This is a genomic window from Paenibacillus sp. LRG-1 (assembly GCF_057220305.1).
Genome location: NZ_CM170126.1, coordinates 4,078,959 through 4,090,857, shown reverse-complemented (window position 1 = coordinate 4,090,857; position 11,899 = coordinate 4,078,959). Strand labels below are relative to the sequence as shown.

12 protein-coding genes are annotated in these 11,899 nt (G+C 46.5%); 11 read left to right on the top strand and 1 reads right to left on the bottom strand.

Annotated elements, in window-relative coordinates; all coding sequences use genetic code 11:
- Positions 1-56 precede the first annotated feature (56 nt).
- From dnaJ to ACUUJN_RS17980, 7 genes are all read left to right on the top strand, one after another.
- A complete protein-coding gene (dnaJ, locus tag ACUUJN_RS18010; protein WP_023989511.1) occupies positions 57-1,187 on the top strand; it encodes a molecular chaperone DnaJ in 1,131 nt (376 codons plus the stop codon).
- Between the two features lie 155 nt (positions 1,188-1,342).
- A complete protein-coding gene (gene dcuS / locus ACUUJN_RS18005; protein WP_071558461.1) occupies positions 1,343-2,998 on the top strand; it encodes a DcuS/MalK family sensor histidine kinase in 1,656 nt (551 codons plus the stop codon).
- On the top strand, positions 2,991-3,698 hold the full coding sequence (gene dcuR / locus ACUUJN_RS18000; RefSeq protein ID WP_023989509.1) for a two-component system response regulator DcuR: 708 nt from the start codon (positions 2,991-2,993) through the stop codon (positions 3,696-3,698). Before dcuS ends, dcuR begins: the two co-directional genes overlap by 8 nt.
- Positions 3,699-3,819: 121 nt before the next feature.
- Positions 3,820-5,166, top strand: coding sequence for a 2-hydroxycarboxylate transporter family protein (locus ACUUJN_RS17995; protein WP_484668765.1), 1,347 nt, complete (start codon positions 3,820-3,822; stop codon positions 5,164-5,166).
- Between the two features lie 63 nt (positions 5,167-5,229).
- Positions 5,230-6,426, top strand: a complete 1,197-nt coding sequence (locus tag ACUUJN_RS17990) for an NAD(P)-dependent malic enzyme (RefSeq protein ID WP_071558462.1) — start codon at positions 5,230-5,232, stop codon at positions 6,424-6,426.
- A gap of 179 nt (positions 6,427-6,605) precedes the next feature.
- Complete coding sequence (locus ACUUJN_RS17985; protein WP_013311164.1) at positions 6,606-6,980, top strand: hypothetical protein; 375 nt, start codon at positions 6,606-6,608, stop codon at positions 6,978-6,980.
- Positions 6,981-7,004: 24 nt separating this feature from the next.
- Complete coding sequence (locus tag ACUUJN_RS17980; protein WP_023989507.1) at positions 7,005-7,190, top strand: YfhD family protein; 186 nt, start codon at positions 7,005-7,007, stop codon at positions 7,188-7,190.
- 85 nt (positions 7,191-7,275) lie between these two features.
- On the opposite strand, the gene ACUUJN_RS17975 is transcribed toward ACUUJN_RS17980, so the two are convergent.
- Complete coding sequence (locus tag ACUUJN_RS17975; protein WP_023989506.1) at positions 7,276-7,695, bottom strand: hypothetical protein; 420 nt, start codon at positions 7,693-7,695, stop codon at positions 7,276-7,278.
- 195 nt (positions 7,696-7,890) lie between these two features.
- Here ACUUJN_RS17975 and prmA point away from each other — a divergent pair, with 195 nt between their 5' ends.
- The 4 genes from prmA (at position 7,891) to mtaB (ending at position 11,849) form a co-directional block, all read left to right on the top strand.
- Positions 7,891-8,856 carry a 50S ribosomal protein L11 methyltransferase gene (gene prmA, locus ACUUJN_RS17970; RefSeq protein ID WP_264454751.1) on the top strand — a complete coding sequence of 322 codons (966 nt, stop codon included), beginning with the start codon at positions 7,891-7,893 and terminating at the stop codon, positions 8,854-8,856.
- A 2-nt stretch (positions 8,857-8,858) separates the two neighbouring features.
- A complete protein-coding gene (locus tag ACUUJN_RS17965; protein ID WP_023989504.1) occupies positions 8,859-9,551 on the top strand; it encodes a site-2 protease family protein in 693 nt (230 codons plus the stop codon).
- 188 nt (positions 9,552-9,739) lie between these two features.
- Positions 9,740-10,504 (top strand): 16S rRNA (uracil(1498)-N(3))-methyltransferase, encoded by a 765-nt coding sequence (locus tag ACUUJN_RS17960; RefSeq protein ID WP_264454752.1) that lies wholly within the window; start codon positions 9,740-9,742, stop codon positions 10,502-10,504.
- A 1-nt stretch (position 10,505) separates the two neighbouring features.
- Positions 10,506-11,849 carry a tRNA (N(6)-L-threonylcarbamoyladenosine(37)-C(2))-methylthiotransferase MtaB gene (gene mtaB, locus ACUUJN_RS17955; RefSeq protein ID WP_023989502.1) on the top strand — a complete coding sequence of 448 codons (1,344 nt, stop codon included), beginning with the start codon at positions 10,506-10,508 and terminating at the stop codon, positions 11,847-11,849.
- Positions 11,850-11,899 lie beyond the last annotated feature (50 nt).

Below are 11,899 nucleotides of genomic sequence, written 5' to 3'. Positions count from 1 at the left end.
CTTTGGCTTTCCTTTTATATGTAGTGCAGACACGTTGTAGGCATGGGGGTGGAACATTGGCTGATAAGCGTGATTATTATGAGGTGCTGGGCGTCGCGAAGGGCGCTTCGGATGAAGAAGTCAAAAAGGCTTACCGTAAGCTTGCGCGTCAGTATCATCCGGACGTGAACAAGGCTGCGGACGCGGAAACTAAATTTAAAGAAGTGAAAGAAGCTTACGATGTTCTCAGCGATGGTCAGAAGCGGGCAAGATACGATCAGTATGGTCATGTAGACCCGAACCAGGGCATGGGAGGCGGCTTCGGTGGTGGCGCCGACTTCGGTGGCGGGTTTGGCGATATTTTTGATATGTTCTTTGGTGGCGGCGGCAACGGTCGACGTGATCCGAATGCACCGCAGCGTGGGAACGATCTTCAATATACGATGACGATTGAATTCAAGGAAGCGGTGTTCGGTAAAGAAACCGACATTCATATTGAACGTACGGAAACATGTGATACGTGTCACGGTACGGGAGCCAAAGCGGGTACTCAACCACAAACCTGCTCCGTCTGCCACGGCAGCGGACAGGAAGAAGTGGTGCAGAATACACCGTTTGGTCGCATGGTTAATCGACGCGCCTGCTCCAATTGCGGCGGTTCCGGTAAAATCATTAAAGAAAAATGTACGACTTGTAGCGGTTCGGGTCGGGTACGCAAGCAACGTAAAATTCATATCCGCATTCCAGCGGGTGTAGATGACGGCGCGCAAATGCGTATTAACGGTGAAGGCGAAGGCGGTGTCAACGGAGGACCGGCAGGTGACTTGTACGTCGTGTTCCGTGTGAAATCGCACGACTTCTTTGAGCGTGAGGGAGACGATATCTACTGTGAAATTCCGCTGACGTTCTCACAGGCAGCATTGGGAGATGAAGTCGAGATCCCAACGTTGACCGAGAAAGTGAAGCTGAAAGTTCCAGCAGGTACGCAAACAGGTACTTACTTCCGTCTTAAAGGAAAAGGTGTGCCAAAACTGCGTGGCGTAGGTCAGGGTGACCAGCATATTAAGGTCGTTGTGGTAACGCCTAGTAAGCTGAGTGAAGAACAAAAGGATTTGCTGCGTCAATTCTCTTCGCTTAGCGGAGAGCAGACACATGAGAATGAGCAGTCTTTTTTTGACCGTGTGAAGCGCGCCTTCCGAGGCGACTAAGCCCAATTAGGAATCGCGGAGCTTCAACCATGAATCAAAGGAAACTATTCCGCAATTGCGGGATAGTTCCTTTTTTTATATTCACGTAAACACATACATAACCATTTTTGTATAGGCATGTTGAACTGTTGAGACTTAATATCAAGTAGAAAGGGGTGAGTTCCATCGGAAATGTACAGCTCAAGCTACGTCGGGGTAAACCGCTATTAAAGCTCAGAGGCCTAATTACACTGCTAGTATGTCTAGTTATGGCACTTGTGCTTCTGCCTGTAACCCTGTTATTTGCTGAGAGAGTGGAACATGAAACTGAGAAGGGACTGGAAGAAAAGGCAATGTCCATCGCGCGTACACTCGCCCATACGCCGCTTATTGTCGAGCAATTGCAAGGGACGGGTTCGTCTCCTTCTATGCAGGAGTATGTGAAGAGGGTTTCAGCAGCAAATCACATCCAGTTTATCGTGGCTATGGATATGAAGGGAATTCGTAAAACGCACCCGGATGCTAGGATGATCGGCAAAGCCTTTGTCGGCGGAGACGAGTATACTGCACTTCATGGCCATGAGAGCGTGTCCGTTGCGAAGGGAACATTGGGCTTGTCCATGCGAGCCTTTTCCCCCGTGTTCAGTTTAACGGGGAAACAGGTAGGGGCGATTGTTGTGGGTATATCCATGCAAGATGTACAGATGGCTCAGGAAGGCAACAACCGTCTTATTGCTATCGCCATTGGCACTGGAATGTTGATTGGCACTGGAGGTGCGGTTGTGCTGGCTCGTAAAATCAAAAATATGCTAGTCGGTCTGGAGCCGCCGGAAATCGCACGCTTGCTGGAGGAACGCAGCGCCATGTTGCAATCCATCAAGGAAGGGGTTATTGCGGTAGATGAATTCGGTCGCGTCATGCTGATGAATGCAGAAGCGATACGTCTGCTTAGGCAAGCGGGGATTGAAGATTTCTCATTCTCCGGACAGGAGATTACCGTTTATTTATCCGCTTTTCGATTGCAAGAGGTCTTGGAAGCGAGTACTCCACAGATGGATGAGGAAATGGAGCTGGGTGGAATAACCTTGCTGACCACCAGTGTTCCGATACGGGTCAAAGGGGAAATTGTGGGAGCAATTGTAACCTTTCGGGATAAAACGGAGATGAACCAGCTTGCGGAACGTTTGACAGGAGTGTCCCTGTACACGGAAGCACTACGTGCGCAGGCTCATGAATTTATGAACAAGCTGCATGTCATTATGGGGATGGTACACTTGCGAATGTACGATAAACTGGAGCATTACATTATGGATGCCGTCGAGCATCATCAAGTGGAGATTGGCTCCATCACCCGGCAGATCAGGGACCCAGTTATGGCAGGGTTTGTGTTGGGGAAATTAAGCCGGGCCAGAGAAGTAGGGGTGAATTTTGAACTGACTCCAGGTAGTTACTTGCCCGAATCCAGTCAAACTCAAACGACGCATGAACTGATTACTATTCTTGGCAATCTGTTTGATAATGCGGTGGAGGCGATGGAATCTTTGGAGCACAAACGGATTACCCTTTCACTTTATTTTGAGGAAAGCCAGAAGAACGGCTATCTGACCTGTATCATGTGCGATAATGGTCCGGGTATACCGGAAGGGCTTGTGAAGGCTATATTTGAAAAAGGTTTTTCGACCAAGGGAGAGTCACGAGGGATGGGTCTTTATCTGGTGACGCAAAGCGTGAAAAGATTACAGGGAAGTATAAAGTTGATCCCAGCCGAGCAAGGGTGCTGTTTTCAGATTACGATTCCATACATTATAGCGGGGAATGATGAACATGATTAATGTCCTGATTGTAGAAGATGATCCGATGGTTGCGGAATTTAACCGCAAATATATGGAGCAGGTAGAAGGTTTTCGATGTGGGGGTTGGGCTTCTTCTGTGGAAGAGGCTAAGAAATATATAGCTGAACAAGCCATTGATTTGATATTGCTAGATGTGTATATGCAGGAAAGCAATGGCCTCGATTTACTGTCATTCATACGGGAGACAGGTGTAAATATAGATGTCATTGTCATCTCGGCTGCAAGTGACATGAACAGTGTCAAAAAAGCGATGAACTTCGGCGCGGTGGATTACTTGATTAAGCCGTTCCACTTTAACCGTTTTTTGGAGGCCCTCACGGGGTACCGAGAGCACATTAGCATCGTGCGTGAGCGCAGCCTACTTTCGCAGGAAGAACTGGACCGACTGATTTATCATAAAAGCTTGACTAAAGAATTGGCACGTTTGCCCAAAGGCATAACTAAATCCACGCTGGCTATGATATGGAATTGTATCCAGCAGCATAATAAGGTGCTATTTTCCACCGAGGATATTGCGGAAAGTGCAGGAATATCCAGGGTGTCTATGCGCAAGTACCTGGCTTTTATGACAGAGATTGAGGCTCTTTCCATGGAAACCATATACGGTACCATAGGGCGTCCTGTTTACCAATACCGAATATTGCCACAGTCAGAAGGCATCATGAATAGTTTTATTTAAATCTTCTTTCTGATTACTTTAATTACAAAAGTGAATGATTAGTTTTAAAACCAAATAAAGCGTTTTCCAAGGTGTAGAATGGAAACATGATCATCATTCTTCACTTTATGGAGGGAGATTTATGGAAAATGCTACGAATCAGCCTGTCATTCAAAAGGGGCAAAGATGGAGTAAAAATTTTGTAGATGGCATCAGAATGCTGGGTAGGGTAAAGGTGGGGGTTATTCCTCTTCCACTCTATGCCGTGATCGCGCTAATTGTTTATGCAGCTGCAATTACTGAAAGACTTCCGAACGATCTGTTGGGCGGGTTTGCCGTCATCATGATTTTAGGCATACTGCTCAGTGATTTAGGGGCCAAACTTCCGTTGCTTAAGCATATTGGCGGGCCGGCCATTTTATCTCTTATGGTTCCATCGTTAATGGTATTTTGGAATATGTTCAGTCCATCTGCGATGGGTGCTGTACACACGCTTATGAAAACCTCGAATTTTCTTTACTTCTACATCGCATGTCTAGTAACGGGAAGTATTCTTGGCATGGATCGGAAAATGCTGATGAACGGAATTGTCAAAATTTTTGCCCCCATTATTATAGGATCTATTGCAGCTGTTGCCGTGGGGATGGTGGTGGGGATGGCTTTTGGCTATAGCGCCTATCATACATTTTTTTTCATCATCATTCCGATTATCTCCGGTGGGATTGGGGAAGGCATTTTACCGTTGTCCATTTCGTATGGATTGGTGCTGGGCAAGGATTCCGCAGTATTCGTATCCCAGTTTATCCCGGCTGCAATTATCGGGAACATTGTTGCAATCATAGGTGCTGGTGTTCTGAAGAGATTAGCAGAGAAAAATCCGAAAACTTCAGGTAACGGGAGGTTATTAAAACTGGAGAAAGATGCAGACAAGTTAGCTCCGACAAGTTTGGAGCAATCGATTTCTTTTCCATTGATGGGAGGAGGCCTGCTGTTAGCTTGCACTTTCTTTATTGTGGGTAAGTTGCTGGAGCCGTATCTCCATATTCCAGGCCCGATCCTCATGATTCTGGCGGCGGCATTAATTAAGTGTATTCAGATCATGCCGAACACATTGGAGCAGGGAGCTTTTCACTTGTACAAATGTATAACGGCAAGTCTGACGTGGCCCTTGATGGTGGGATTGGGTATTTTGTATGTACCTTTGGATAGTGTAGTTGGGATTTTAACGGTTCCTTATGCCATCACCTGCGCATCTGTTGTAGTTGCATTGATTGTTACCGGATACTTCACAGGAAAATGGATTCACATGTATCCCGTAGAAGCTGCTTTGGTGACTAGCTGTCGCGGTGGATTAGGGGGCACGGGAGATGTAGCCATTCTGTCTGCGTCCAATCGGATGGAACTGATGCCTTTTGCGCAAATTGCAACACGTATTGGAGGGGCAGGCACGGTCATTTTAGCAACTTTGTTACTCCAATTATGGAGCTGATGAGTTTTATACACAGGACTGAGATTCATATCCAAATAGAGACATGGAAGGACGGAGAAAAATATGAGCAGTTTAATAGATGAAATTAGAGAATTACACGCAGGTGGCAAAATGGAGACCTTACCAAAGAAGCCAATTGAAACGATGGAGGGACTGTCCAAAGTTTATACGCCGGGTGTAGCTGAAATCTGTATGGAAATCGCCAATGACCCAGCCAAAGCGTATCAATTAACAATCAAAAAGAATACAGTAGCAGTCGTATCAGACGGAACTGCGGTACTTGGATTAGGAGATATCGGACCGGAGGCCGCTATGCCTGTGATGGAGGGTAAAGCAGTGTTGTTCAAACAATTTGCAGGTGTTGACGCCTTCCCGATCTGTCTCAACACGAAGGACGCTGATGAAATTGTTCAAATTGTCAAAATGATTGCTCCTGCCTTTGGCGGCATTAATTTGGAAGATATATCTTCGCCACGCTGTTTTGAAATCGAGAGACGGTTGAAGCAGGAACTGGACATTCCAGTATTTCATGATGATCAGCATGGTACGGCAGTCGTTGTATTAGCGGGTCTGGTCAATGCATTAAAGGTATGTGGCAAAAAAATGGAGGATGTCAAAGTTGTATTTGCAGGGATCGGTGCGGCGGGTATGGCCTGCTCCCGTATGCTGCTTAAGGCAGGTGTACGCAATCTGATTGGCGTTGATCGACAGGGAGCTATTCATCGTGACGTGGAGTACAGTAACCCGCATTGGACAGAGTATGCGAACATGACTAATCCGCACAATTTAAGTGGAAGTTTATCCGATGTGATTGTGGGAGCTGATGTATTCATCGGTGTGTCAGGCCCGAATATACTGACTGTGGAGGATATACAGAGCATGGCAACTGATCCTATCGTGTTCGCCATGGCGAATCCGAAGCCGGAAATTGATCCGGTTGTAGCCGCACCTCATGTACGTGTGCTTGCTACTGGCCGCTCCGATTTTCCAAATCAGATTAACAATGTGCTGTGCTTCCCGGGAATTTTCCGGGGTGCTCTAGATTGCCATGCTACGACGATTAATGAGGAAATGAAACTGGCTGCCGGACTTGCCATCGCTGATGCGATCTGTCCTGAGGAGCTAAGTGAAACTTATATCATACCGAATGTTTTTAATCCGAAGGTGGTTCAAAAGGTACGGGATGCTGTCATTCGTGCTGCATGGGAGACAGGAGTGGCCAAGTCAGGTGAAGCTCCGGCTGCTACTTTACACCCGTAAAAGTTATATTCTTCACAAACTATGGTTCACAGTCTTGGCCTGCTGTTCTCGATACCGCCTGATCCGTCTAGCCTTCGTAGGGAATATAAAATCGTGCCAATGAGCAGGATATAACAAAGCGTAACGCTCTATGCTCTTGAAGAGCAGTTGCGCTCAATACTACACAGGGAGATTTTGAGATGGGCGAAAAAAATATTTTGGCGTATTTCAAAAGTCCTGAGGAAGCACAGGGAGCCGCTAGAAAACTGGAAGCTCTCCGGGTAGCCGATGTGTCGATAGACCGATTTAGCCGGTATCCGCGGCAGTCTACTGGCAACGCCGGATTGCCTGTATTTTCAGGACAGATTAGCAGCTTGTCCTCACTGACACAGGGCGTGGACTTTACAGATGCAACTCCAGCAATACTGGCTGCAGCTGATCCGTCCGCCAGTGGCATGAGTGATGGAGGACAGGGCGGACCGACGGGCCGTGATATTTTGTTGACTGCTGTGGTGGATGAATCCATTCATCATCAGGCGATGTCCATCGTGGAACAAGCGGGTGGAATGCTGTGAAAAGTTTGGAAGGAGTAGTGACCGATGTCCAAAAACAAACGGTTTGATAAAGTGCTGACCAAAACGGAGAAAATCAAACGCATGCAATCTGCTAAAAATGAAGATGTAGAGTTCTCGGCAGATCAGGCAGATGCTGAGGATCTAGAAGCGATCCGGCGTAGCGAAGTAGCTGACCGTCGTCAGCAGCGTATCATAATCGACAATGAGTAGAATTTAATAAGACGGGTTATCTCCATTAATAAGGATGATTTGTGGGATAGCCCGTCTTATTTGTGTTCTTTCCTTTTTCTATTCATTATCCGCTGTATGCTGTTGCACTAAAAACAAGAGGACCGGCGACGAAAGCAGTAGTCGCAGGCGTTTGATTTTCAATAATCAGTTGGTAGTTTTGTACGCCCAGAGGCGCAACGTCTACCGTTTCGACATTAAGAATAATATTGTTATCGAAGACATTGGATTCCAGTCCGTAATAAATTTCCTTGCCGGCTCTCCAAATCCGTACAAGCACTCTAATGTTGCCGGCACCGACAAAACGTAGTCCAATCGAGGCTTTTAACTCTACTCGGTTGTTGACAGCTCCAGAAATAGCAGGATCAATAAATACAGACGTCGTAGCAATTCCAAGTCCGGCTGGAGAAATCGGAACAGGAAGATTTATACCATTAGTGATAGGTGTAATAACACTGGCATTATAATCTAACACCGTCTTTGCCATACTAAATCACTCCTTTTCTAGTATATTGTATTGTATGTACTAGAGTTAAGGGTGCTTGGACTAAAAGAGTGGACAATATATACAAGCTCTACAAAAAATATTTTGAACTTCGATAATATTAGCTTTTTTGAACTCCTGTGCATGTATATAGTACAATGTAATGTATGCATGTGAAATGAGGAGGAAATGAAAACCATGTTGTGGAATGAAATTACAATACATACAACCGAAGAAGCCATCGAAATGATTTCGAATTTTCTGCACGAAGCAGGTGCAGGAGGGGTTTCCATTGAAGAATCCGGTTCGCTCAACAAGCCGCGGGATACGTCCTATGGACAGTGGTATGATCGGCCTTTGAACGACATACCTGAAGGACAAGCGATCATCAAAGGCTATTTTGCCGAAGAAGTGGATATGGATCGTATTCGTTCGCAGATTGAGCCGCGCGTCGAAGAATTGAGAACTTTCGATATTGATCCTGGTGAGGTTCAGTATGAGCTGAAAACAGTTGATGAGGATGACTGGGCAAATGCTTGGAAGCAATATTTCAAGCCTTTGCGTGTGTCGGACCGTCTGACGATTAAACCCACTTGGGAAGACTATGAGCCTGCGAGTGAAGACGAAAAAATCATTGAGCTGGACCCTGGTATGGCCTTTGGGACGGGAACACATCCTACGACATCCCTTTGTCTGAGAACGCTGGAGTCTGTGATTAAGGGTGGAGAAGAAGTTATTGATGTCGGCACGGGTTCCGGTATTTTGGCCATTGGAGCTGTAAAGCTGGGAGCGAAGCATGTACTTGCCTTGGATTTGGACCCGGTGGCAGTATCCAGTGCGCGGGAAAATACGCGTTTGAACGGACTGGAGGAACGCATTACCATTAAAGAAAGTGATTTGCTATCCGTGCTTAATGCAAGCGATCCAACGCTGGGTATCCAGTTACCGGTCAAGCTAGTGGTAGCTAATATATTGGCAGAGATTATTCTGCTGTTCATTGATGATGTATATAAAGCCCTGGAACCAGGTGGTATTTATATTGCTTCAGGGATTTGGAAGAACAAAGAAGAGGTTGTCGAAACTGCTTTGAAAGCAGCTGGCTTTGAGATTGCCGAAATAAGCCGGGATGAAGATTGGCTGGCGTTTGTGGCGAGAAAGAGGTAAGTATGGATTTTCTACAAAATATTTTTCGTGTAAATTTAAATGTTCTTCCCTTTTATTTACTGGCTGTGATCATATCGTTCACGGTTCATGAGTTTGCACATGCGTATTATGCCAATAAATTTGGTGACCCTACGGCCAAGCTACTTGGGCGCGTGACTTTAAATCCGGCAGTGCATATTGACCTGCTGGGTACGCTGCTGCTGTTGATCGGAGGCTTTGGCTGGGCCAAGCCAGTTCCGGTTAATCGTGACAATTTTAGCCGTCCGCGCCTCATGGGCATTATCGTATCGGCTGCGGGTCCGCTGAGCAATCTGCTGCTTGCATTTGTTACTACTTTGATCTATGCCGTGCTCCTTCATTTTCAAGTATTGCCGGGGATGGAGAACCAACGGGTAGCTCAAGCAATCTATTTGTTTATCAATGCTCTGATCAATTTAAATCTATTTTTGTTTATCTTTAATTTGATCCCACTGCCTCCACTGGATGGATACCGGATTGTGGAAGATGTGGCCCCCACTCCTGTACGCCGTAAGCTTCAGCAATTTGAACAGTGGTCGATCTTTATTTTTCTGCTTATCCTGGTCATTCCGCAGGTTCGAGCTGTAACAATTGAACCTCTTTACACGCTGGCCCAGATGATTTATATACAGTTTTTGCAGTTCTCTTTTTATATCACTGGATTGTTTGGAGCCTAAGGGCTCCTTTTTTTACGAGAATAGGTAGGTATAACCTGAATAGAAGAGGGAACAGACTGGTCATACAGGCGCAAAAGATGATATGATGTTGCTTGGTGATTTATTCGGATTTTGTACGGAACGTTAGTGGATAACAGTTATTTTTAGAATGAGGATTTTGCAAAATCCAGGAATAGGTGTGAGAGAGAATGCAGCGTTATTTTATTCCGGCAGAGCAATTTCTAGAAGATCACGTGATTGTCGCGGGTGAGGACGCGCGACATATCGCTAAAGTCATGCGGGGCCGTAGTGGTGACAAAATTATAGTTAGTGACGGGATATCTAGGGAAGCGCTGGTTGCATTGGATACGATTGAGCAGGATCATGTTACGGCGACGATTATTGAGCCGCTGAAGATGACCTCTGAACCGCATGTGCAGGTCACTATCGCTCAGAGTCTTCCTAAAGGAGACAAGATGGAGACGGTGATGCAAAAATGTACAGAAATCGGAGCAACCGGGTTTGTACCGTTTTTGTCCGAGCGTACGGTCGTGCAGTATGATGCCAAAAAAGAAGGCAAGCGACTGGAGCGTTGGCGCAAGATTGTGAAGGAAGCGGCTGAACAAAGCCACCGTAACCGGATTCCAGAAATTAGCGCGCCCATGACGTGGAAAGAACTTCTGGCTTCTTTTGCTGGGTATGATTTGATATGTTATTGTTATGAAAAAGAGCAGGGTAAACAGCTACGGGATGTAATCCAGCCTTTGGCAGGACAATGGGCGTCGACGGACATGCCGCGAGTTCTGCTGGTGGTAGGCCCGGAAGGCGGCTTTACTGAAGCGGAAAGCCTGGAGGCCGAGCAGGCCGGGGCACAGTCTACAGGACTGGGAAGACGTATTTTGCGTGCGGAGACCGCAGGAATGGCTGCATTGGCATGCATTTTATATGAGACAGGAGAAATGGGAGGGGTTTAATATGCCGTCAGTGGCATTTTACACATTGGGCTGTAAGGTAAACTTTTATGATACAGAAGCGATCTGGCAGCTGTTTAAAAATGAAGGTTATGAACAGGTGGACTTTGATGAGCAGACTGCTGATGTCTATCTTATCAATACATGTACCGTTACGAATACCGGTGATAAAAAGAGTCGTCAGATCATTCGCCGCGCGATTCGCCGGAATCCAGATGCCATTGTGGCAGTGACGGGCTGTTACGCCCAAACTTCTCCTGCCGAAATTATGGATATTCCTGGCGTAGATCTCGTTATCGGGACTCAGGATCGGGACAAAATCATTCCGTTCGTGCAGGAAATTCAAGAAACGCGTCAACCGGTGAACGCCGTGCGCAATATTATGAAAACGCGTGTATTTGAGGAAATGGATGTGCCTGATTTTGCTAATCATACTCGGGCCTTTTTGAAAATTCAGGATGGGTGCAATAACTTCTGTACCTTCTGCATCATTCCGTGGTCGCGGGGTCTATCCCGTAGTCGTGATGCTGCGAGTATTATTGCACAGGCGCGTCAACTGGTACACGCAGGCTACAAGGAAATTGTACTCACAGGTATCCACACTGGCGGTTATGGTGACGACATGGATAATTATGACCTATCTGATCTGTTGTGGGATCTGGAGAAGGTGGAAGGGCTGGAGCGTATCCGTATCAGTTCGATTGAAGCCAGCCAGATTGATGAAAAAATGCTTGATGTACTGAACCGTTCCACCAAGCTGGTTCGTCATTTTCACATACCGCTTCAGGCGGGGGACGACACCGTGTTGAAACGGATGCGTCGCAAGTACACGACAGAAGAGTTTTATAACAAAATGCTTATGATTCGCAAGGCAATGCCAGATGTAGCGATTACTACGGATGTGATTGTCGGCTTCCCTGGGGAGACGGATGAAATGTTCCGCAATGGCTATGAGCTGATGAAAAAAATCGATTTTTCAGAAATGCACGTGTTCCCGTACTCCAAGCGCAGTGGAACTCCTGCGGCGCGTATGGAGGATCAGGTGGACGAAGACGTGAAAAATGCACGAGTGCATGAGCTGATACAACTGTCAGAGCAAATGCAATTGGCGTATGCTGAGAAGTTTGTAGGTCAGGTGCTGGAGGTCATTCCGGAAGTTGCACCGAAAGGGACCGAAGATAGCGGCATACTCCATGGATATAGTGACAATTATATTCAACTGGCGTTTGAAGGTACTGAGGATCTGGTTGGCAAGGTATGCCGCGTGAAGCTGACGAAGGCGGGCATTAATGAAAGTGAAGGCCAATTGGTTCGCGTACTAGAGAATGGGCTGCAAACAGCTCTGTAAGAACAAAAAAAGCCTGAACAGGCAATAGAGATGGCAAACAAGGATTTCGC